This window comes from Sutcliffiella sp. NC1 (assembly GCF_027594365.1).
Lineage (GTDB): Bacteria > Bacillota > Bacilli > Bacillales > Bacillaceae_I > Sutcliffiella > Sutcliffiella cohnii.
Genome location: NZ_CP115153.1, coordinates 3,636,037 through 3,660,282 on the forward strand (window position 1 = coordinate 3,636,037; position 24,246 = coordinate 3,660,282).

21 protein-coding genes and 1 other annotated feature are annotated in these 24,246 nt (G+C 36.5%); of the genes, 1 reads left to right on the plus strand and 20 read right to left on the minus strand.

Translation table 11 applies throughout. The features are described 5' to 3' along the window. Window positions 1-161 precede the first annotated feature (161 nt). The 18 genes from radC to O1A01_RS19135 all read right to left on the minus strand — a co-directional run bounded on the left by radC (window position 162) and on the right by O1A01_RS19135 (window position 20,637). Window positions 162-833 (minus strand): RadC family protein, encoded by a 672-nt coding sequence (radC, locus tag O1A01_RS19050; protein WP_066414427.1) that lies wholly within the window; start codon window positions 831-833, stop codon window positions 162-164. 61 nt (window positions 834-894) lie between these two features. Continuing rightward, the gene (locus O1A01_RS19055) at window positions 895-1,449 is read right to left on the minus strand and encodes a Maf family protein (RefSeq protein ID WP_066414369.1); all 555 of its coding nucleotides are present in this window, start codon (window positions 1,447-1,449) and stop codon (window positions 895-897) included. A gap of 414 nt (window positions 1,450-1,863) precedes the next feature. Continuing rightward, window positions 1,864-2,952, minus strand: a complete 1,089-nt coding sequence (locus O1A01_RS19060; RefSeq protein ID WP_270064752.1) for a hypothetical protein — start codon at window positions 2,950-2,952, stop codon at window positions 1,864-1,866. Window positions 2,953-3,069: 117 nt separating this feature from the next. Then, window positions 3,070-3,768, minus strand: coding sequence for a pilus assembly protein PilO (locus tag O1A01_RS19065; protein ID WP_270064753.1), 699 nt, complete (start codon window positions 3,766-3,768; stop codon window positions 3,070-3,072). Beyond that, the gene (locus O1A01_RS19070; RefSeq protein WP_270064754.1) at window positions 3,765-4,352 is read right to left on the minus strand and encodes a PilN domain-containing protein; all 588 of its coding nucleotides are present in this window, start codon (window positions 4,350-4,352) and stop codon (window positions 3,765-3,767) included. Before O1A01_RS19070 ends, O1A01_RS19065 begins: the two co-directional genes overlap by 4 nt. A 1-nt stretch (window position 4,353) precedes the next feature. Continuing rightward, window positions 4,354-5,334: a type IV pilus biogenesis protein PilM gene (gene pilM / locus O1A01_RS19075; protein ID WP_270064755.1), complete on the minus strand. Its 981-nt coding sequence runs from the start codon at window positions 5,332-5,334 to the stop codon at window positions 4,354-4,356. A gap of 28 nt (window positions 5,335-5,362) precedes the next feature. Further along, window positions 5,363-6,112 carry a prepilin peptidase gene (locus tag O1A01_RS19080; protein WP_270064756.1) on the minus strand — a complete coding sequence of 250 codons (750 nt, stop codon included), beginning with the start codon at window positions 6,110-6,112 and terminating at the stop codon, window positions 5,363-5,365. Between the two features lie 3 nt (window positions 6,113-6,115). Further along, entirely contained in the window at window positions 6,116-6,547 is a 432-nt protein-coding gene (locus tag O1A01_RS19085) for a type II secretion system protein (protein WP_270064757.1), read from the minus strand. A gap of 91 nt (window positions 6,548-6,638) precedes the next feature. Further along, on the minus strand, window positions 6,639-7,847 hold the full coding sequence (locus O1A01_RS19090) for a type II secretion system F family protein (protein WP_270064758.1): 1,209 nt from the start codon (window positions 7,845-7,847) through the stop codon (window positions 6,639-6,641). Between the two features lie 3 nt (window positions 7,848-7,850). Further along, complete coding sequence (locus tag O1A01_RS19095; RefSeq protein WP_066414386.1) at window positions 7,851-8,888, minus strand: type IV pilus twitching motility protein PilT; 1,038 nt, start codon at window positions 8,886-8,888, stop codon at window positions 7,851-7,853. Between the two features lie 13 nt (window positions 8,889-8,901). Next, entirely contained in the window at window positions 8,902-10,569 is a 1,668-nt protein-coding gene (locus O1A01_RS19100; protein ID WP_066414388.1) for a GspE/PulE family protein, read from the minus strand. Between the two features lie 22 nt (window positions 10,570-10,591). After that, window positions 10,592-11,968, minus strand: coding sequence for a VanW family protein (locus O1A01_RS19105; RefSeq protein WP_270064759.1), 1,377 nt, complete (start codon window positions 11,966-11,968; stop codon window positions 10,592-10,594). Between the two features lie 348 nt (window positions 11,969-12,316). Next, window positions 12,317-13,672: a type II secretion system protein gene (locus O1A01_RS19110; protein ID WP_270064760.1), complete on the minus strand. Its 1,356-nt coding sequence runs from the start codon at window positions 13,670-13,672 to the stop codon at window positions 12,317-12,319. 28 nt (window positions 13,673-13,700) lie between these two features. Further along, window positions 13,701-14,222, minus strand: coding sequence for a hypothetical protein (locus O1A01_RS19115; protein ID WP_270064761.1), 522 nt, complete (start codon window positions 14,220-14,222; stop codon window positions 13,701-13,703). Then, entirely contained in the window at window positions 14,219-14,599 is a 381-nt protein-coding gene (locus O1A01_RS19120; RefSeq protein ID WP_270064762.1) for a type IV pilus modification PilV family protein, read from the minus strand. Before O1A01_RS19120 ends, O1A01_RS19115 begins: the two co-directional genes overlap by 4 nt. A 186-nt stretch (window positions 14,600-14,785) precedes the next feature. Further along, window positions 14,786-16,510: a sensor domain-containing diguanylate cyclase gene (locus tag O1A01_RS19125; protein WP_066414398.1), complete on the minus strand. Its 1,725-nt coding sequence runs from the start codon at window positions 16,508-16,510 to the stop codon at window positions 14,786-14,788. 117 nt (window positions 16,511-16,627) lie between these two features. Then, complete coding sequence (locus tag O1A01_RS19130) at window positions 16,628-17,923, minus strand: bifunctional folylpolyglutamate synthase/dihydrofolate synthase (protein WP_270064763.1); 1,296 nt, start codon at window positions 17,921-17,923, stop codon at window positions 16,628-16,630. A 71-nt stretch (window positions 17,924-17,994) separates the two neighbouring features. Beyond that, on the minus strand, window positions 17,995-20,637 hold the full coding sequence (locus tag O1A01_RS19135; protein ID WP_270064764.1) for a valine--tRNA ligase: 2,643 nt from the start codon (window positions 20,635-20,637) through the stop codon (window positions 17,995-17,997). Between the two features lie 91 nt (window positions 20,638-20,728). Then, window positions 20,729-20,963 (minus strand) — a binding site (T-box leader). A gap of 228 nt (window positions 20,964-21,191) precedes the next feature. On the opposite strand from O1A01_RS19135, the gene O1A01_RS19140 reads away from it, so the two are divergent. Next, window positions 21,192-21,380, plus strand: coding sequence for a hypothetical protein (locus O1A01_RS19140; protein ID WP_084380318.1), 189 nt, complete (start codon window positions 21,192-21,194; stop codon window positions 21,378-21,380). 20 nt (window positions 21,381-21,400) lie between these two features. On the opposite strand, the gene ysxE is transcribed toward O1A01_RS19140, so the two are convergent. After that, complete coding sequence (ysxE, locus tag O1A01_RS19145) at window positions 21,401-22,444, minus strand: spore coat protein YsxE (RefSeq protein WP_270064765.1); 1,044 nt, start codon at window positions 22,442-22,444, stop codon at window positions 21,401-21,403. Window positions 22,445-22,563: 119 nt separating this feature from the next. Beyond that, on the minus strand, window positions 22,564-23,757 hold the full coding sequence (gene spoVID, locus O1A01_RS19150) for a stage VI sporulation protein D (protein WP_270064766.1): 1,194 nt from the start codon (window positions 23,755-23,757) through the stop codon (window positions 22,564-22,566). Window positions 23,758-24,246: the final 489 nt, after the last annotated feature.

The following is a 24,246-nucleotide window of genomic DNA, read 5'->3' on the forward strand; positions in this document are numbered from 1 at the left end:
TTTTAATGATGGTAAAAACAAAAAGAATTGAGAATGTGGACTCATGCGTTCATCCACAATACGTTCTAATTATACTTTCCAATTTAAAAATATATATGAGGACTTTTCCTCTCAAAACTCATGAATAATATTATAGCGTACAGTAGCAAAAAATCATAGTATTACACGTACCCTTTTTCTTTTAAACTAACGAATTTTTGATCACCAATGATAATATGATCTAACAGTTCAATACCGATTAATTTCCCACATTCATTTAAACGTTTTGTTACTTCGATATCTTCTCTGCTTGGTGCTGGATCTCCGGACGGGTGATTATGAGCACAAATAAAAGAAGCAGCGGAGCGACGAAAAGCTTCTTTAAATATTTCTCTAGGATGTACGATCGATGCGTTTAAGCTTCCGATAAATATCGTTTGTTGGTGAAGCACTTGATTTTTTGTATTTAAATATAAACATACAAAATGCTCTTGGGATAAAAATCGCATATCTTCCATTACATAGTTTGCTGCATCTTGTGGAGAGCGGATAACGTAACGGTCCTCATATTGTAGACGATGTATACGTCTTCCGAGTTCTACCGCAGCTAAAATTTGTACAGCTTTCGCTTCTCCGATTCCTCTAATATTGGTCATCTCTTCAATTGATGCATCTTTTAATAGCCGAAGACCTTCAAAAGACGTTAATAACCTGTTTGCTAGTTGAATGACGGATTCTTTTTGTGAGCCGGTTCGAAGTAGTATGGCAAGTAGTTCATGGTTAGATAGGCTTTTCGGCCCTTCTTTAATAAGTCGTTCTCGCGGTCTTTCATCTTCTGGATAATCCCTTATCATTAATGGTAAAGCTTTCAACTCTTATCCTCCTTACATACGATGATAAGGGCAAGACGTCCATTTAAAATTGAGATAATTCACGCACTGTTCTAGCCAAAGGTAGTCCAACAACAGAAAAATAATCACCATCAATTTTTTTCACGAATAAAGCACCTAACGTTTGAATTCCATATGCACCTGCTTTATCCATCGGATCTTTACTTTCTATATATTGTTCAATTTCTTGACTGGATAATTCCCAAAACGTAACAGAAGTTTTTTCGTAGAAGACTTTTTCTTGTTGTGCAGAACATATTGCGACACCTGTAATAACGTGGTGCGTTTGTCCACTTAAACTAGATAGCATCTCATAAGCATCCGCTTCGTTTTTAGGCTTTCCTAAAATATTATTTTTTAGGACAACAATTGTATCTGCACCTATAACAATTGCATCACTTTCATCTTTCCATACATCTTTTGCTTTTTGTAAAGCTAAACTCATTGCAAGTTTTTCTGGAGATTCGTTTGGATCAAATGTTTCTTCAATAGAGCTGACTTTCACTTCGAAGGAGAGATTTACTTGTTGGAGCAATTCCTTTCTTCGTGGAGACCCTGAGGCTAAAATGAGGCGTTTCATCTGTTTGTTCACCTTTCTATATTGGGATTAGTTTCAGAAATGAGAGATACATATCTATCGTACCAAAAAAATAAGTATTGGACAATTATGGATAATATTTTCATTAGAATATTTGCTTTTTACAGGTCAGTGTGATGAGGTACACATCAATTATTATTTTATTATACGTTTTTAGTTAGTCCGTTGCACTTCGCTACAGACACTTGCTTTCCGCGGGGAGGGAGTCGAGCCTCCTCGGCTTCGCCTGTGGGGTCTCGACCTTCCCTCTACCTCCCGCTGGAGTCAAGTGTCTTCCGCTCCGTTCCACTCACAATTCTGGACCGTGAATAGAAAAAACTTAACCCAGTTAATTTTTATTAGGATGGGTATCTACCCTTTTATAATAGCCAAAAAAGGGAGCGAAAAGAAGCTCCCTTAATTTGTTAGTATGGATGTTATGTTTAATAATTTTTGTTGTGCTTTCCAAAGTTCTTCTTTTGATTGACTAGATGCAAATGTTTGAACGTTTGTAAAAGCTCCAACGATATCTTCTTTTATTTTTACCATACTTTCTGATAATGATTCATTGGAAACACTCGCAATCTTTTCTGCACGAGCTCTTGAGGCTGCTAATGCTTGTTCGTCTACAGAGCTGCCTGAAAGTAGCTTGGAAGATAGAGTTACGAGTTCAGCAAATAAAGGCTGTGCCTCTTCCATCATCGTAACGTCTTGCTCTGTTAAACCAGTCCAAGACTTTTCTGGAATAAGAAAATCCTTTGCATACTCTTTCTCTGTTCCAATCTGCTCCATACTATCACCAATTGCTTTCATCACACCTACACTGTCACCAATCGCAACATATACACGAACGTTATCATCTTCTATCGTAACTCCTGCCATTCCTTTTTGTTCGTAAGTACGAGCCACTTCATTCGCACCATCTTTTGAAGAAAACACTCCACCTTGTAGGACCGCAACCGGAAGGGCAGGAAACGTATACTGCCCAGTTCCCGCTGGAGGATCGCCACCTTCATTATCGTTTGTTTTTTCTCCATCTGGAATCGGATTAAATACTGGGGCACTCGGTTCTGTAGGAGTTGATGCAATGTTCATCGCATACAGTATGACACCACCAAATCCTAAACCTACTCCGATTGCCAACATAATAGAAATAATCCATTGTTTCGATGGGGAAAATGAGGACTTTTTCTTCCAACTAGATTTGGAAGGCTTCCCCCCTTTAGGTTTTCCTTGATTTAATGCACGTAAATCTTCTATGTAAGAGGTAGAAGTACTATTCTGTTCCTTCTCTTCTTTTTTTTCGATTACTTCTTTATCAGGGAGAACCCAATCAAATTCTTCTTCCTTTTCGATCGCTGCAGCTGTTTCATCGACGATAATAATTGGTCTTCCTTCGTCGGTTTCGTCTTGTAAAGTCGGTGCGTCATTTTTTTTCATATTTTTCTTTTCTTCCACAACTCTTTTTTTTCCGTTTATATTAATTTTTACTTCTTGCTCTTTCACGAAAGTTTCACCTCCACATACTATGTCGATTTTTTCCATCCTATCATACTGATAAAAAAAAAGAACAAGACTTTTGTCGTCTTGTTCTAATTGTTTTCCGACATATTTTTCGCTTTTTCAAGAGCCTCGAAACGGGTTCGATTTATTGCTAGGCTCTGGCACGAAAATTGGCGGTAAATCTTCTATTAAATCTTGCAATTCTGGGTGATAAAAAGCGGATAGTGAAACAGAAAACGTAAGAGTAGATGCTTCTTGCTCTAGAGACGTTACTTCCGGTGTTCCTGAGAAAGTAACTGATTCTATTTGCGTTATTCTCGTTAAGTTTTCTACTTCTGATAGAAACGCTTTTAAATCTTCGTACGTTTCTGCTTGAACAGTTAAGTTCATCGTAAGCTTTTTAAGCCCTTCTGGTAACGGAATACCAGGTAGCTCTTCAGCTAGTTCTTCCGATTGTACGTACTCATCTAAAGTCGAAGTAGTTACTGCTTCTTCACCAAAGGTCGTATTCGTAATTAACGCTCCTGAAATCGTTTCTGCTTTTTCTAGCTCTAATATCATTTGCTCCACAAAAGGTGCAACCGGAACTTTACGCTGTAGCTCAACCGTACTATCTAGAAGATTAGCAAGGATATTTCTTTCTTGTTCTTCTAGCACTTGTAATAATTGCTCTTCCACTTGAAGCTGAGACTGTAAACTATTTAATTCTACTTGCTTTGGTGAGTATAGAGCATAATAAAATAATAAAATAGCAAGTAAGAGAGCAGCTACAACCGAGCCGAGAATGATGTAATGTATTTTTTGTAGTTCAATATTCATTCCTCATCCTCCTGCCCTTGCTGCTCCTTCGCATACTCTTTATTTAAAATAATCGAATATTGACCAACGTATCGTGGTAATACGTCATTATTCTCTTCATTTTGTAAGTTCGTTGTAGATATTGAGGAAAGATTTACTTCTTTGAAATAGTCCGATTCATTTAAGTGATTTAAATAATAAGCAGCATCTCTAGAAGAATCAAACTGAACAGCTACATTAACGGAACTGTCTTCATTATAGGAAAAGTTTTGAACTAATCCACGATCTGGTAGTAAACCAACAAGGTGGTTTAAAATAGGAACCATTTCTGTCGGATAACTTTCTGCCCATTGTACAGTCGTCTCTAACTTTTGAGCTGAAGTAGTTTGTTGTGGCGAACGCATATTAACTTCCTTTGCCTCTCTTAATTGCGATACTACCGTTAATTCAGACTCTACTTCACTAATCTCTTTGTTTAAAGTAGATTGAAAAACGAATAATGAAATAGTTACAATTAAAGCTAAAACAATTGAAATGGCAATAACGATAGGTACGGTTACGTTTCGGGCTTGTTTCTTTGGTAATAAATCTATTTCTACTAACATATTATCGCCCCTCTTTTAACGCTAAACCTAATGCTAAATAATAAGAATTTGGTAACGTATCTCCATTTATCGTTTCTATCGCTTGCTCAATTGTATCTATTTTCACTTCTAGCTTTTCTTTTAATTTTGTCGTCACTAATGGAAGATTAGGGTGATCTCCGTACAATAATATTTTTTGCACTCTTTCGTTCCCTTGGTGCATGGAATATTGAAAGAAGCCCATTACTCGTTCTACCTCTGTAATAAAATCTTCTACGAACAGATTAAACTGAACAATATCACCAGACCATTGTAATCGACTGTTTCCTTCCGATACTTCCCAATGCTTCAAATCTGGAGTAAGTGCAACGGTACGGACAAGCATCGGCACGTGACGAACAAAAATACTTAACGTAATCCCTGTTACATCAAAATGGACGACTAATAAATGTTCGTGTTCATTTCGTTGGCCATTTTCATAGTAGAGACGATATAAGGAAAGTGGAGAAATGTCTGCCGTTACAGGTTTAAGCTTCACATCTTCAAGTAAAGAAGAATAACTTGCTACTACTTCCTCTGGCACAGCGAAAAGGATAATGTCCGTTTTTTCCGACCTGTTTAACACATGCACATCAAACACAGGGTCCTCAAACGGTAAATGAATGGTTGAACCTAACTCTAAATATAAGTAACCGATTATTTCATCGTCCATAATATCAGCAGGAATCGATAATTTTCTCGTCACTAAAACAGAGTCTGGAACGACAAAACGAACTTGTTTCCGTTTTAATCCCCATTCATCGACACATTGCTCTAAAATAATTTTAAGTGTCGTAACATCTTCTATTTTGCCGTCTTTTATAATGTTTGGTGGCAAAAAACGTTCATGATACTTTTTTATTTGTAAGGGGTTCGTACTTTTTAATTCTACTAACCGAATACAATGGTCACGAATAATTAAATTGATATAATTGTTTTTCGAAGGTAAGAACGATAAATCCATAATGAGAGCTCCTTCAATGGGCTAAATTCTACAGTAAAAAGAAAGATATATATAAATCTAGTAAATGTTCACCATAAAAATAGGCGATCCACGCTGCAATAGCGATAAACGGACCGAACGGAAATGGCTTCCCTTTTTCTACTTTTCCTAATTTCATTCCGACTAACGCCCCTACAGTTCCAATGAAAGATGCGAGGAAGAACGTTAAGAGAACAAGCTCCCACCCTATCACAAAACCGATAACGGCAAATAGCTTCACATCTCCGCCTCCCATTCCACCTTTGGAAAGAAGTGCCACTAGGAAAGGAACTAAAAATCCGACAACGACCCCTAAAAAATGGCCGGTCCAACTCGAATAAGGTATTAAAACCGCTTCCGCGATAAAAAGGATAAAGAAAAATAGTAATATTTTATTAGGTATTAACATATAGTGTATGTCTGTAATTACTATAATAATAAGCATCGAGATAAAAGTCCATGCGACAATTAGCTCATATGACCAGCCTAATTGAAGTGGCGCTAGGACGAAAAGAATAGCGGTAAGGAGCTCGAAAAATGGGTAAATCGGAGAAACTTTCACTCCGCAATATCGACATTTTCCTCGCTGCCAAACATATGAAAGAACGGGAATTAGATCAATTCCCGTCAGTGTCTGTTTACAATTTGTACAATGCGACCTCGGTGTGACAATCGACATCCCTTTTGGTACTCGTAAGCCTACTACGTTGTAGAAGGAGCCGAGGAGGAGGGCGTAAATCAATAGAATAAACCATATCATAAATTAATCTGTTATACCTGCTGCTGTTTTTAATGCTGTCTCATTAGAAACATCACCATTTGAATCAAAGAATAAAGCGGAACCACCACTCGGTGTTACTTTAACACCAACTACAGAACCATCTTTAATGTAAACCATAATACCAGTAGTATCATATTTATTTGTATTAATTTCAACGTAATCTTCTAAAGCGTCCCAATCTAGTGTTTTTTCAGATGAACTTAATTCAGTACTTCCTAGAATAGCCAGTCTAGCACCACTCATTACCTGTTGACCAGTTGCAACATGCGCATCATTCTTAGAATTTTGTATCAAATTCCCAATACTCGGTATAGCAATCGCTGCAATAATCCCTAAAATTACTACTACTGCAAGTAATTCGATTAAAGTTAAACCTTTTTCGTTGCGTAAAATGTTACGGCATTTTTTTAACATACATTATCTCCTCCAAATATCCTATTTTTTTCAATTTCTAGCATAATCATATTATACTATTTTACTAAATACAATACTATTCTACAATTTTTTACATTTGAATATGGTTAAAAATATCGAACATTGGAACTAGTATCGATGTGACAATAGTCCCAACTACAACAGCTAGTACGACAATCATTAACGGCTCTATTAAACTCTTTAATCGATCTGTCGCTGCGTCGACTTCTTTTTCATAAAAGTGTGCTACTTTTTCTAGCATTATGTCTAAAGACCCAGAACTTTCCCCGACTGAAATCATTTGGGTAACGAGGGGCGGAAATGCCCAATGTTCCTTCATTGGAGTTGTTAGTGATTCTCCTCGTTCTAACGACTCTCTTGAGCTTACAAGTACTTTAGCGATGACTTCATTACCGACTATTTTTTCTACAATCGATATTGCCTGTAAGATTGGCACCGAACTAGAAAATAGGGAACTTAACGTTCTCGTTAGTCTAGCAATCGCAGCTTTCTTTAAAAGACCACCAAAAATTGGCATCTTTAATAGAAAATAATCTAAATAATATTTCCATTCTCTTCTTGATCTTATGACACTTATAGAACTGGCAAATAAAATCATTAATAATATAATGACCCACCAAAACGATTGCATCCATTCACTCATCGCTAGGACAAATTTTGTAATAACCGGTAATTCTGCACCGAAGTCTGAGAACATGGACACGAAGGTAGGAACTACTCCTACTAACAAGAAAATCGTAACACCTAGCGCGACGACCGCTAATACGAGAGGGTAAGCTAAGGCAGAAACGATTTTTTGTTTCGTTTCGTGCTGTTTCTCGTATTGAGTAGCAAGGTTATCTAACGTTTCTTCCATCGTTCCACTCGCCTCACCAGCACGAATCATGTTAATAAACATCGAACTAAACACTTTTGGGTGATTAGACGCCGCTACTGATAATGGATTTCCTTGGCGCAGTTCGTATTCTACTTCCGTTAATACTCGTTTTAACGGTTTGCTTTCTGTTTGTGCTGCTAATATTTTCGTTGACTCTACAACTGAAATTCCAGCACGAATTAACGTGGCGAACTGACGTAAGTAAATAACGAGATCTTGTTGCTTTACTGGATTTCCTATCGTTATTTCTTTCGTTAGAAAAGACTCTGGCATCTCTTCGATATTAATAACTTTTATTCCATCTTCTTTTAGCTTTACAATGGCTTCCCGTCTATTAGGACTTGTGACAGCCCCCTCTTTTTTCCCAGTACGGTCACGACCTGTATATTTAAACTTTGGCATCGTCTACACCGACTCCTGTAAATAACTTTGAACATCTTGAGATGATACGAGACCTGCTTGGACAAGTTCTTGTATACTCATAGCCAATGTATGCATACCTTGCGCACGGCTTGTCTGCATCACATTTTGAATCTGATTAATTTTCTCGTTACGGATGAGATTAGCAACCGCTGCATTATTAATGAGTATTTCTGTTGCTACTTTTCTACTTTGCTTATCAATAGATGGAAACAATCGTTGCGAAACAATTGCAACTAAAACAGATGCAAGCTGTAGACGGATTTGTGCCTGCTGATGACCTGGAAACACATCGATAATTCGGTCAATCGTACTTGGCGCATTCGTTGTGTGAAGTGTACCTAGCACAAGATGTCCGGTCTCAGCAGCTGTAATTGCAGTTTGAATCGTTTCTAAGTCACGTAACTCTCCTACTAAAATGACATCAGGATCTTGTCGTAACGACGCACGTAATCCGTTAGCAAACGATTTTGTATCAAATCCAATTTCCCTCTGATCTATCATGCATAGCTTATGTTTGTGTAAATATTCTATTGGATCTTCTAACGTAATAATATGCTTTTTCTTCGTTCGGTTCATGAAGTCAATCATCGAAGCTAGTGTAGTAGATTTCCCACTACCAGTAGGCCCTGTTACTAGTATTAAACCTTGAGGTTGTTCCACTAACTTTTTAATTGTTGGCGGTAGTTGAAGTTCCTCAATTGATGGAACACTAGTTGGGATAATCCGAATCGCTAATGCGATCGATGAACGTTGCCGATATGCATTAACACGAAATCTTGAAACTCCTGGTAAACTGTACGAGAAATCCAATTCTCCTCGCTCCTGAAAAACTTCCCAAAGGTGCGTAGGGATCATATGTTTAGCAATTTCGTTCGTATCGTCAGGAAGTAATATCGTTTCTCCTTGCCGCTTAAGTTCCCCATTAACACGGAATACCGGAGGAACTCCTACCGATAAATGGATATCCGAAGCTTTCAAGGAATATGCATCATATAGCCATTGCTGAAATTCATTAATCATTACACTTAGCCCCTTATCCTTGCAGTGCTACTCGAAGAACTTCTTCTGTAGTTGTTAGTCCCTTTAAAACTTTATTTAAACCGTCATCTATTAAAAATACAGTATCATTCTCGATTGCAAGCTCTCTTATACGTGAAAACGGCTCGTTATTCATAATCGATTTTCTCATTTCACTCGTTAATACTAATAGCTCGTGAATGGCAAGTCGACCTTTATATCCAGTCATATTACACGTACCGCAGCCTTTTCCTCTAGCTACTTTCTCCACATCCAGCCCACGATTTGCAAAAATTTCTTTTTCACGTTCAGTTGCTTCTTCCATACTCATACAATCACGGCACACTTTCCGCACAAGCCTTTGAGACAATACTCCATTTAAAGAGGAAGCTACTAAAAACGGTTCTACTTGCATATCCATTAAACGCGTAATCGTACTAATTGAGTCATTCGTATGCAGCGTGCTTAATACTAAATGTCCTGTTAACGAAGCTCGAATCGCCACTTCTGCCGTTTCACGATCTCGAATCTCTCCTACCATTATAATGTTAGGGTCTTGTCGTAAAATGGCCCGTAATCCTTTCGCGAAAGTCATTCCAATTCCGCTATTCACTTGTACTTGATTAATTCCTTCTAACTGATACTCCACAGGGTCTTCTACTGTCACAATGTTAACCGCTTCTTCGTTTAAATGATTTAACGAAGCGTATAAAGTAGAAGATTTTCCTGATCCTGTTGGTCCCGTAATTAAAATGATTCCTGTTGGACGATGAATTAAATCTTTAAAGCGACCGAAGTTTTTATCGTGAAAACCTAATTGCTCGATATTATTAAGAGAGCTACTCATATCTAAAATACGCATTACTACTTTTTCACCAAAAACAGTTGGTAATGTTGAAACACGAACATCTACTGGGAGATAATCAATCGTCGTTTTAATTCGACCATCTTGTGGAATACGATGTTCCGTAATATCCATACTTCCTAAAATTTTTATACGAGCAATTAACACATTTTGCGTGTGCTTCGGTAATGTTCGTTCCGTTCTTAACACGCCATCCACACGATACCGGATAACTACTTTCGTTTCTTGTGGGTCAATATGAATATCACTAGCCCGTTGTTCAACTGCAGCTTGTAACATTTGATTTACTAACCGAACGATAGGTGAGTCGTCTTCGGTTATTCGTTCATCTCTTATATTCACTTGCTCTACTTTTTCGAACCCATCTAGCAATTCATCCATCGGGTCTGTAGATTCGTAATATTTATTAATAGAACGTAATATATCATCTTTTGTCGCAATAACCGGCTCAATATCAAACCCAGTAAATAATCGTAAATCATCGATTGCGAAAAAGTCCATTGGATCCGCCATTGCAACGTAAAGTTTTTCATGTTCTTTTTTTAGCGGAATTAGCACGTTACGTTTAGCAAAATCTTTTGAGACAACATGCATTAAATTTTCATCAAATGGATAACGGAATAAACTAACGTGTGGAATTCCAAGCTGGAACTCTAAAACTTCAATTAACTGTTGTTCGGTAATTAATCCTTTTTGTAAAAGTGCATCCCCTAGTTTTTGAGAAGAAGTTTTCTCTTCTAGCGTTTTTTGCAATTGTTCTTCTGTAATAATTCCTGCTTCTACTAATAAATCCCCTAAACGCTTTCTAATTACAGCCATTTACGTTCATCCTTTTTCATCATTATTTCCCTTCGTATAAGCCTTCTGGAGATTCTCTTTCTTTATCAGCATCCGATTTTTCTTCTTGTTTATTACTATTATCATTAGACGTGCCACCTGTAGGCGGTTGGGATCCTGTTCCACTATTATTGTTCGGTGGTGGATTAGTCCCTGTATTATTACCGTTCGGATTATTACTGCCAGTATTATTGGGCTGCTCGCCTGTGTTATTCGTATTGTCAGTGTTCCCTGGTGGTGTCGTGCTAGTAGAAGCAACCAAGGCTTTTACTTCCACTCGATGTACTGGTGGGTAAAAATCGGATGATATAGTCTCCTTTTTTATTACTTCACCAGAACTATCCTTCACCGTACGTACTAGTTCAATTATTTTCCCTTGTTCTCCAACTTCTTTCACAGTTGTCTGACCTGTGCGTACGGTTGGCGAATATTGGACAATTTTTTTCGGAGCAAACGTTTCGTTTCTATTCGTTTCCACTGTAATCTCTGTTGGAAGGGCAGCACCTACTAATTCTGCTCTAAGCATATTGTTAACAAATGAAAGGGTTATAACGTACTTCGAATTATTCGGATTTAACCACTTATAGTCCATACGCTCTTTTTCAAATCTTGCTTCATAACCTAAAGTGGCGTATGTAGGTAGTGTTGGAGAAATATGTCGTTCTTTTATTTCAAAATTGGTGGCAGCGATTAATTGATTGACTAAAGAAGCGATGACACTTGCGCTTTCATCGGAAATTTCTATTTCTTCACTCATTAACCAATTAGCTAAAGAAGTAATATCCATTGGTAACACATTTATTTCCCTGTCGGTGTTAAATAGTTCGCGAAGTTCTTGCTGTACTGAAAAGGATAAACCATTCTGAATGACTGTTTCTTCAATTGTTTCGACAGTTGCACTTTCGTTAAAGTAGTCTTGTAATGAAAAAGTAAAAGTGCCATTTTCTAACGAAGTGGCGACGTCCACAAGATGTTCCTGAAGTTTTGGTACATCTACTTGTTGAATAAAGGAATCATCCGTAATCGTTTGAATCGCACTAGTCACTACTTGTAACGGAAGTGCTACCTGTAACGTATTACTAGTACCATCTTGAGCTGCATTTATTGAGGAAGGTAAATCAAATTCAAAGTCTTCTTTTGAGACAACATTTAATTGTCCTGCCCATTCCACGTACAGGAAACCATCTTCTTTCCAATCAGATATCGCTTGGACTAATTGCTCCTCGGCATTTGATTTTGATACGTTTGCCACTACTTGATTAGCAATCATCGTCTCATGAGTGAACCTTTCTTCTCCCCAAAAATGATCGTACCCCTTTACCCCTCCGTACATTAACGAGGCACCTACAACAAAAACTCCTAACCATTTCATCCCCTGCATTCTTTAACCCCCAACGGAATCTATTAATAAAGCTTAACATGTTTACTTTTCAAGTAATTTTTAATATTTATAGAAATAGATTTAATATTAAAATATACTCAATGAATAGTTTAATATATAGGCGTATTTATACAAGGCAACCCATTTTCACTATAATTATAGCCTTAGTGCTATTTTATAATAAATCTAACAGTTTTAAAACGAAATTATGTTATTAATTGTAAATTATTGTTGGTAGTATATAAATCATTGTGTAATTAAAAATGTAGCACCTTATATTTTAATGTTAGTGCTACATTTTTTGTTTAAGACAATAATAAAAAAGATCAAAATAAAAGAAGCTTTATCTTAAAAGTTTTCATTAAAAGGTGAATCATTCTTATTATTAATATAATTATCTATATTTTTAAAAGTGACAGTTGAGCCTCCACTTGTTACATAGAAGCCATCTCTAGCAATTACAGTTCCTTCAAAGGTAGATCCATGAAAAGTGACACTTCCAAAGGGAGCAATGACAACCCCACTAAATTTTAAGTCACCGCCTCTTATCGTAACATCGCCTTTACTTATAATTATTGCATTATGAAAATTACTTACGTAGCCATGATTAGGTATATTACCGCTTGATATATTTATATTATTTCCAAATAGTTTCATATTGTTTGGTACAATATTTAAATTATATCCGTTTTGGACAAACCAATGGTCATCTTTTAATGGAGGAATGTCATACTTAATCATTTCCTGTGATTCTATATGATTTTGATTAATGACTTTCGACAATATACTTTGATTATAATTATTTGGATGTGTTAAGGAACCACCGTAAAAAATTTTAGAATTACCAACAAGCTGAGGCGTCCAACCTAACTCAAGGTTTTCTTTTACATAAACATTACCATTGACTTTCCCATCTTTTAACTTCATATTTTTTTTAACATATACGTCACCATTTATAGGGCGTGTCCCATTCCAAAGATTTAAGTTTCCACCAACTACAATAATTCCAGGGTTGGTTTCAGAACCTAAACCAGCTGATCCACCATCTACATCGACATCTCCCTCAACATATATATTTGAAACATTAATTAATGCCCCACCATTAATTTTATTTCCTAACAAGTTTCCTTTTATTAGCATCGTAGATCCATTTCCATTAATAGTACTCCCTGCAAATTCAAATTGTTTGCTCGCAACAAAAACGTTTTCATTTTTTATAATATCGTAATAATCATCTTCTTCCGTAAATTCTGGTATTTCAACTATTATTTCTTTAGAAGAAGTAAGTGACTCTTTTCCTTGTATAGTCATATCTACATCAAAGCTATTATTCAAGTTATCTTTCAATGTAAATTCAATTATTAAGTCTTGATCCGTTTTTATAGTACCACACGGAGTTTCTTTGTCTATTTCTATAGTTTGGTTTTGTAATGATATATCCTCAAAAGTGATATCACTTTGTCCTAATAAGTCTTGGTAGCACAGTGTAAACTCTTCTTCTTTTAATTTTTCTCGCAGTGATGAAATGATTAAATTTGCTTCTTGCCTTAAATTTATATGTGAATGAGCTTTTTTGTTATAGTTTACCGAACTTATCATAACACCTGTAACTAGACCTGAAACAATAGTGACTATTAACAGTGTTACTAGGACTTCGATTAAGGTAATACCTGATTCATTATTAATATTCACTCTCTTCAACATAACACATACTCCCTATTGAATATTTAATTTAATTACTTACTTGATAATTAAAATTAATAACAGGTATTTCAATCACCTCAAAATGTGATTCCGAGTGGTTTCCGTCATCAATTGTAGTATAAATGTTCAGTTCAATTTTGTTAGTAGATGAATTTATATTAAAAGATGTAAATCCAAATTCATAACCCTCATGACTAAATTGAGGATGTATAGATACTAATTGTGAAAGTTCTGCTTGTAAGGATTGATATATTAAGGGTTTTATATACTGGTTATTTCTTAAGGTTTCGTTTAAATCTTTCCACTCCACAGGTGGCACCCATTCTTCAGGTAATTTCCAATTTTCTATTGTATCTATTATTTTCTTTTCAAAAAGAAGCGTTCCCATATTTTTTAAATTATTATGTTGGATAGTCTCTTCTGTTTTTTTTATTTGTAAAGAATTAGTTGTTAATGATGAGTATATAACAGGTAAAAACAAACCTATTAAGACAATAATTAGTAATACTAATAATAAAGCGTAACCTTCATCTTTTTTTACATATTTCATTCTTCATCCTCCTCGAAATACCCATAGACACCCGTAATATAAGAGGAAGAGGAAAAATCATTCATTGAATATACTTCTACTTTAAGTGGAGTAAGCCCAAGAGAAGAGGTATTATCTAATTCAAATACTCTTGAGTAATATGTCTTATTATTAATAATAACTTCTTCTTGATATTCTTTATTCAATTTATATTCTAGCAGTACTTCTTCTGCAATATTCAAAGCTGTCATTCGATCCTCTACTCTAGAAGATAGTAAAATAGTCTGAGCAAAAAAACCTAAAAGTCCAATTACCACTACACTTAAAATGACAATTGATAAAAGTACCTCTAACAAGGTTAATCCTGTTTCACTATTGCTATCATTAAATACTTTCATTTTAAAACCTCTAATCAATTCAAATAGTAAATTAGTATCATATTTCAAGATGATTATATCATTAGACAAAGATAATCTACTACATAAACTTCACAGGAAATGTATGTAATTGTAACTTTCAAAAACTTTTTGGAGAAAATTATATAAAAAAAGCAGTAACCTCTACTATAGATTAGTCACTACTTTTCAGGATATTTTCCGATACTCCGCAACCTTATTTCTTCCAGCCTGCTTCGCTCCAACATACATCGCGCGGTCCGCATGGCGAATTAAGTCTAGTGAATCTTCGGCATCTTCTGGTGCTGTTGCAAAGCCGATACTAGCTGTTACTTTTACTAGTTGTGGTTTAACTGTATCTCTTATATGTTGTTTTAATGTGAACGATCGATTCGCTAGATTTACACGAATTTTTTCTGCGAAGTCGTAGCATTTCTTCCGGTCTACATTTGGAAGTAACACTACAAATTCCTCTCCGCCATATCTAGCTACGATACCGTTTTCACCGATAAGGAGCGATAATCGATCGGCAACTTGTTTTAATATTTCATTTCCACTTTGATGCCCATATGTATCATTGATGCTTTTAAAATGATCTAAATCTAACAGTATTAATGATAGAGATTCGCTCTCTCCAACTTCTAGCTTTTCATATTCTTTTTCTAACACTGTTTCAAAAAATCTAAAGTTATAAAGATTTGTTAACGCACAGCGCTCACTTCTGTTTTTCGTATCTTCATAATGTTTCGCTTTTACTAATGCTACACCGAAATGGGAGGCTAATATATCCATAATCATCAATTGTGATTTGTCGTAAGCACGTCGTTTCGATGTACCTACAACTACAAATCCTTCTACTATTTGGTTACGAATAACCGGGACACACATCACACTTTCAATACCTGGTGGAATATGTATATTCGGTAAATAGCTATATTCCTTTCTCGTTCTAAAGCTTACCCCACGTTTCTGTTTCTTGACCATTTTACATATTTCATCTTCAGGATGAACGATTAATTCACCGTTTCCACCTTTAAACTTTTGTCTCAATAAATGAAATCTATCTTCTTTAATATCAATAATTGCTGCATAATCTACTGGAAATAGCGTTGATACTCTTTCTAAAAATACATCAATAACACTGGAAACATTTAACCGTTCTGTTAAATCATGCCCGACATCGGCTGCACGCTGTAAGTAATTGTTCACCTTTTGGCTTGCATGATAAAGCTTCAAGATGAGTGTTAAGATGAGGAATGGGATACCAACATATAATACGGCAACTAAACCAACTTGTTCATATAACATAAACATGATGAGCCCGACTGGGAATGTAAGAATACTAGTAACAGCATCCCATTTCGTATCGGAAGTGATAAGACCACGTTTGCTATTATGTAAATACCTAAAAATCGAATATAAGAATACTTGGTTTACGGCAAAATAACAGACGACATACATTAAAATTGGTAGTATTCCTTGCAGTGATAATAGGTTCGTATTTCCATGCTCCCCACCTAAAAGGTAAAATACAAATCCGCTTATAAAAGAAGCTGTCGAGAACATTAATAGATTAATAGGCAATCGGTACAATTCATGCTTACTAAGTCGAACATATAAAATGAGTGTGATGACAGAAATTAACGTGATCACCATTTCAGCAAACAAACCAAAGGAAAGGAAAATCGCTAATGATATACCTTGGGCAAGAAAGATATGAATATCGCCGACGACCATAGGCATTAATGAGAGTGCAACGATTAATATGAGAAAAGCTACGATGTGAGAGGTAGGGATATCATGTAAACTTATTGGAGATATTGTATAACCTCCCCATATTAATAACGGAAAGAAAATAGCAAATAAAAGCCAAACGTACACATTTTTCTGAAAACTTATTCCGCGATATCCCATTTTTCGCCCTCCCCTCCAACGTACTTTAGTACTATAAATTGGTACATTCATTTTATCAAATTTTCTAACTTTTGTCATTATTATCTAGTAAAATTTACATTGTACCTATAAGTTAGCCTATTGTTTAAGAAACGATCGAATAGTTGAGATGAAATAAAGCGATCCTGTTACAATAAGAACATCCTCATCTGTAAGAGAAGCTTTTATATTTTTAAGAGTATTTTCCCAACTCTCATCATACGAATGATTTTTATGCGTGCTTAATTCCGCTAATTGCCTTGCTGATAATGCTCTTTCGTAGTCAAACGTTGTATACGTAATCGAATGTGCAACAGACTCTAGTTCTGTAATCATTTTATTTAACGGTTTATCTGATAGTGCACTAAATAAAATATGAACTCTATTTTTAGTAAATCTAGTTTTAATCGTATCCACTAGAGTAGCAATTCCTTCTTCATTATGAGCACCATCTAAATAAATAGAAGGAGTTTTTACTACTTCCTCCATTCTTCCCGGCCAAAAAGCATCCTTTAATCCTGCCTTTATATGATGCTCTTCTATTAAAAAGGAATAAAAGGTTTTTAAATATGTTACTGTCATAATCGCTAGTGCAGCATTATTTACTTGATGCTTTCCTTTCATCGATAGTTCGATATTTTCGATCGTGATAAAAGGAGTTTGTATCGTAAATTGTTCGCCCGTCTCTAACTGGTTATAGTCCGTCACTGTAAACTGCATATTATGTTCATACATCTTTGCTTTTTTCTCATTTGCAATTTGACGTATGACCCGCAAAGCATTCTCTTGGGAGGCAGTAGTAATAACAGGAACTCCCGGCTTAATAATACCCGCTTTTTCAGAGGCAATTTCTTCTACTGTTTCTCCTAAAATAGCCATATGGTCAAAACCGATATTTGTAATAACAGAAACGAGTGGATAAATAATGTTAGTAGAATCTAAACGACCACCTAGCCCTACTTCATATACAACAACATCTACTATATTAATGTGTGCAAAATAATAAAGTGACATTGCCGTTATTATTTCAAATTCTGTCGGACTGCCTAAGTCTGTTTCTTCTAATTGTTCTGCTAACGGCTTTATTATATTAACTACATCGACAAGTTCTTGATTCCCTATCGGCTGCCCATTAACACTTATTCGTTCATTAAATTGTTCAATATAAGGGGATGTAAATGTCCCAACTTTATACTCGGCTTTTTGTAAAATGTTCCGAACATATGTCACAGTGGAACCTTTTCCGTTCGTTCCTGCTATATGAATGGTTTTTAATCTTCTTTCAGGATGATTAAGCTTTTCCATCATCCATTCCATTCTTTTTACCCCTGGTTTAATGCCAAATCGAAGACGGCTATGTATCCAATCTACTGCTTCTTCATATGTGTTTACCAATTTGTATTCTCCTCTCCATCCAACCTTAACAGGGAAAGAGGATGACAAGTTTGTCATCCTCCTTACATATTTTAACCTTTTAACTCTTCTATACGCGCTCGAACTTTATCACGCTTTTCAACATAGTCTTGTTCTTTTGCCTTTTCTTCATCAATTACGTTTTGTGGTGCTTTTGCTAGGAAACCTTGGTTCGATAGTTTTTTCTGTACACGTTCTACTTCTTTATCAAGTTTATCTAATTCTTTTTGTAAACGCGCAATTTCTTCGTCAATATTAATTAATCCTTTTAGTGGAAGGATGATTTCTGCTCCAGTTACAACCGCAGTCATCGCTTTTTCTTCTAAATGAACGTTCGTACCAATTTCTAATTCACTTGGGTTACAGAAACGAACTAAGTAGGAGCGATTTCTTTCTAATTTTTCTACGATGCTGTCATCTTTTGCTTTAATAAACATTTTAATTTGCTTACTCATTGGAGTATTCACTTCTGCACGAACGTTACGTACAGCGCGAATCACATCTACTAATAAACGCATATCACTTGCTGCTTCTTGATCAGTTAGCTCTTGGCGAACTTCTGGCCATTTTGCAACTGTGATAGACTCTCCTTCATGAGGAAGTTGTTGCCAAATTTCTTCTGTAATAAATGGCATGAACGGATGTAATAGACGCATTGTGTTGTCTAATACGTAAGCAAGGATAGAACGAGTTGTTTTCTTTGCTGCTTCGTCTTCACCGTATAATGGAATTTTCGCCATTTCAATATACCAGTCACAGAAATCATCCCAAATGAAGTTATAAAGGGCACGACCTACTTCACCGAACTCATATTTATCTGCAAGCTTTGTCACTGTTTCGATTGTTTCATTTAAACGAGTTAAAATCCATTTATCTGCAACAGATTTTTCACCTGTTAAATCAATATCCTCATAAGCCATATCGCCCATGTTCATTAATGCGAAACGAGATGCGTTCCAAATTTTATTGGCAAAGTTCCAAGTCGCTTCTACTTTTTCCATACTGAAACGTAAATCTTGACCTGGTGAGCTTCCAGTTGATAAGAAGTAACGTAAGGAGTCTGCTCCGTATTGTGCGATAACATCCATCGGGTCCACACCGTTACCAAGTGACTTACTCATTTTACGTCCTTGCTCATCACGAACGAGACCGTGAATAAGTACGTCTTGGAATGGACGTTGACCAGTAAATTCAATACCTTGGAAAATCATACGAGATACCCAGAAGAAGATGATATCATACCCTGTTACTAATGCAGAAGTTGGGTAGTAACGTTGATAGTCAATCGATTCTGTTTCAGGCCAGCCCATTGTAGAAAACGGCCATAATGCAGAACTGAACCAAGTATCTAATACGTCATTATCTTGTTCCCAGTTTTCGATATCTGCTGGTGGTTCATGATCAACATGAACTTCTCCAGTTTCTTTATGGTACCAAGCTGGAATACCATGTCCCCACCATAATTGACGGGAAATACACCAGTCACGAATGTTTTCCATCCAGCGTAAGTACGTATTTTCAAAACGGTTCGGTACGAAGTTTACTTTATCTTCACCTTGTTGTAGCTTAATAGCTTCGTCCGCAAGTGGTTGCATTTTTACGAACCATTGTGTAGAAAGGTAAGGCTCTACAACCGCTCCACTACGCTCACTATGACCTACAGAATGCATGTGCTCTTCTACTTTGAAAAGAACTCCTTGCTCTTGTAAGTCTTTTACAATTTGTTTACGGCATTCGAAACGATCTAGTCCTTTATATTGTAGAGCGTTACCGTTCATTGTACCGTCTTCGTTCATAACTAAAACTCTTTCTAGGTTATGACGATTTCCAATTTCAAAGTCGTTCGGGTCGTGAGCTGGTGTAATTTTGACTGCACCTGAACCGAATTCCATATCAACATAGTCATCTCCAACGATAGGAATTTCACGGCCAGTAATTGGTAGCTTAACTGTTTTACCGATTAAATGTTTATAACGGTCATCTTCTGGATGAACGGCAACCGCTGTATCTCCAAGCATCGTTTCTGGACGAGTTGTAGCAACTTCAATATGGCCAGAACCGTCTGCTAACGGATATCGCATATGGTAGAAAGCACCTTGAACATCTTTATAAATAACTTCAATATCAGAAAGAGCTGTTTTTGTAGCTGGGTCCCAGTTAATAATGTACTCACCACGGTAGATTAAGCCTTTTTTGTAAAGAGAAACGAATACTTCACGAACAGCTTTAGAAAGACCTTCATCTAATGTGAAACGCTCGCGACTGTAATCTACTCCTAAACCTAGTTTTGACCACTGCTCACGAATATGTCCTGCATACTCTTTTTTCCATTTCCACGTTTCTTCTACGAACTTTTCACGACCTAAATCATAACGAGATACACCGTTACTGCGTAGTTTTTCTTCTACTTTCGCTTGTGTTGCGATACCTGCGTGGTCCATCCCAGGTAACCAAAGAACGTCATAACCTTGCATACGTTTAATTCGCGTTAAAATATCTTGTAATGTTGTATCCCAAGCGTGACCTAAATGTAGTTTCCCTGTAACGTTTGGGGGTGGAATAACGATTGTGTAAGGCTGTTTTTCCTTGTCTCCTGTCGCTTCAAAAAACTTGCCATCTAACCAATATTGATAACGGTTCGCTTCAACTGCATTCGGATCGTACTTCGTCGGTAAATTTACTTCTTTTAATTCCATTTTGTTTCCTCCTTTATGTGGACTATCTTAAGAACTGTTAAATGGTGGTGCTGAAAAATTCCTGAAAAATACAAAAACTCCCCTCATCCAATAAAAGGACGAAAGGAGTTAGTTTCGCGGTACCACCTTTTTTTACTAGAAATAGATAGACTACTCCTAGTACTCTTAAATGAAGTAACGGCTCTTCACCGGCTTTGACTACTTTTACTTCACCAAAGCTACTCAAGGGCGACATTCCAATGAAACGTTTCCTAAGAAGCCTCTCAGCCTTGGGCTTCTCTCTCTGAAGGGGTTTCGATTGTACTCTTCCCTGTCACTGTATTTCGTTTAATTTATTTACTTATATATGTTACCTAATAAGTAATGATTTCGTCAATAAGCTTCTCCATCTTTTTCATAATTTATTCAAATCAAAACAATTTCGTGTCAAAATGGGCACTATTTATCGCCTAATATCATACGTTGTAATATCAGGCACATTGGCTGGGGGCTAATGCTAACTCCCTCTTCCACCTCTAACATAGTAGTAGGAAACAACGAAAGGGGAAGAATTGATGAGAAAATACAATCCATACTCGTTACCACCGTGGTTGCGTCAAGTTCGGGCAGTTTGCGCCCAGTTTATTATTCCAATTTCGATCTTTCAAGGTATTCGAACAATCTTTTTACCAACTACCTTTGACGTCCTTATATTAGCACTATGTATAACATTAGCTGTCTGTTTTCATCTTGAATGGCTTTAACGAAAAAGTACCCAGCGTCACTATGATGACGACTGGGTACTTTGCATTTTTTTCTGTTCTTCAATTTGACTTATGCGACCTGCTACATATTCAATGTTTTTCGCGAGCCAATACGATTCTAAAATGTGGGTCACGTGTTTGCGCTCCCCTTTTCTTCTTTTTAATCGTTTCTCTTCTATATACTTATTTAGCACTGAAATAAATTGGCGCGGATACGCTAAGTATGCTAGGGCTAATGCTTTTTCATGGTCTTTTAACGGAAAAGCATTGCTATATTCAAAGTACCAGTCAACACAATCGTCACAAAACATCGGATATGTTCGTAAGTAACGATGGTAAAAAGCAATTAAATCGTTGGCTGGTGCTGCTTTACGGGCTTTCTCCCAGCTAATAAAATATCCACGACCTTCTTTGTCTTTTAAAAAATGATGAAAGGATACTGCACCATGAGTGATGGCAGTACGGTGCTTTTTTGCTTCTTTAATCTCATCATACCAACTATCTAGCTTCTGCAGAGCAAACCTTAACGCACTTCCTATCTCCGTTGCGAAGGAACATACTTGTAGCTCGAATGGTGACATGTAAATTTTCTTCTCACAATCGTCTACAAATTGGTTTAGGCGCTCTTCGTCTTGTCTCCAATCTATTTTTGTTTTTTCATAGAAAGAAGTAATATCATCAAGCTCGTAATCTTTTTCTTTAACGGTTATGTTATGAAGCTTTGCCAATTCTTTAAACATTAGACTATCTTTAAAATCAGCTTCTCTTTCCTCTTGATGTTCGACCCAAGGCATTAAATAGTAGGAATCTGTTTGATTCTCTATGAAATAAAAACCTTGTTGTGTTTTATAAATAGGAACAACAGAAGAAACCCCTCGTTGTGATAGGGAATGAATGTTCATAAAGAGTGCATACGCTCGATTTTTATTAATTTTTTTCAAAGCATAATTGCCTTCTTTTGTTCCAACACGCCAAACGTTATGACTATATGATTGTAAAAGTTCTGGCACTACCCCATATTGCCTTAAAATACTTTCAGCATATTGTTCATTCGTTGTTTGCATAACACTTAACTCACTTTCTTTCAAGCTAGTTTTTGTGTACAGCTTAAATCATTTTATTTGTATAGTTGTTTCAAAAAACAAGTGAGGAAGGAAATCCTCACTCACTTGAAAATGTACTGTTAAGAATTAGAGTAAGCCGCAGCTGGTACATAAATTAATTGGCCTTCTGAGACGTCAGCATCTGATGCTAGGCCATTCATTCGAATTAGTTGTTGAATGGTTACGTCGTATCTTTCCGCGATTGAATCAATTGTCTCGCCATGTTGTACGATACAAATCTTTAAACGAGTAAAGTCTGATCCATCTTCTTCTGCAAAGATTTTTGTAAGAGAAAGGTTGTTTTCATCGCGTACTTTTTCCTCATCCTCTTCCTGTTTTCCATCAAACTTTGCTACAGGTGCTTTTTCTTCTACATCTTCACGCTCTTCTTTTTTAGCAAAAAAAGATACGATGTTTTTATTTTCATCTTTTGGTTCTTCCGCAGAGCTAGCCTGAAGAGCAACAACTGGGGATTGAACGACATTTTCAGTGTACGAAGATTCTTCCTCCTCGTCTCTTTCTTCCTCTGCTTCTGCTTCTTGCTCCACCACTTCTTCTACCGGCTCCTCTTCTAAAGTAGGATCTTTTCTTACTTCTACTTGAAATGGCTCATATACATCATCGTCTTCATCTTGGTCCTGTTCCGTTGTTTGCTCGGACACTACTGCTTCTTCCTGGAAATCTGTAGTATCATATGCAGTTTCGTTCGTTACCTGAACCTCTTCTTCAGCGCGATCCTCTAAGTAATATTTAAATGGATCATATTCTTCCTCTTCTTCTTGTCCATCACGGTGAAATTGTTGTGGCTCTTCTTCTTTTTCTTCTACCGGTGGAACAGTTTGTTGCTGACCATAAATACCCGATATGGATAACTCTGCATCTAATTGAAGGCATCCTCGCGCAGGAGTGGAATAATCAAATGAATCGATGGCAACGTACACGTCATCTAAATTTTGAATTCTATTACGCGGGATTGTTATATCTACTGGAAAGCGATGTTCTAATTCAAATGTGCCATCCTCTCTTTCCACTACTCCTTCCACGTAACGAGCCTGTGCAAACGTCTCATTTTCATCATCATCCGCTTCCGTTTCTGAATAATATTCACCAGTTAAATATAAAGCTCCCCTGATGGAAACGTATTGGTCTTGTTCATAGATTTGAATTTCTGGATCTAATGATATCGATATAAGCTCGCGAACTTCCTGTCCCTTTTGAAACCAAACCGATTCTTCTACTGAAAAGCGTAAGCACGATTGTTGTTCTGAAGACAAAGGGGTTCCTCCTTTCCAACCTAAAAAAATTTTACTATGTCATTTAAGATGTATGAAGGAATATTGAAAAATATGAATAAAATACGAAATCATGTTTGATTAGAAGAGAAAAAAACTCTGATTTTATTTAAACACGTCTGAAGGGGAAGATCAGTTTCGTGGTTCCACGGTGTCTTTGTCGGTTGCTGACTTTTGGATGGGTGTTGCACCAAATTAAGTGCGGGTTGCACCAAATTAAGGGTCGAGTTGCACCAACTTTGGTCTTCGTTGCACCACAGTGTCTTTTTTGCTGACTTTTGAACAGGCATTGCACCATTTCGCTTTGATGTTGCACCAAATTAAGGGTCGAGTTGCACCAACTATGGACTTCATTGCACCACTAGGTCTAAGATGCTGACTTTTAACCGCTCGTTGCATCATGTTCGAGACTAGATGTGCCATGATTTCCTTTCAAATCATCCACAAAAAAAACGCCAGATACTTAAATGA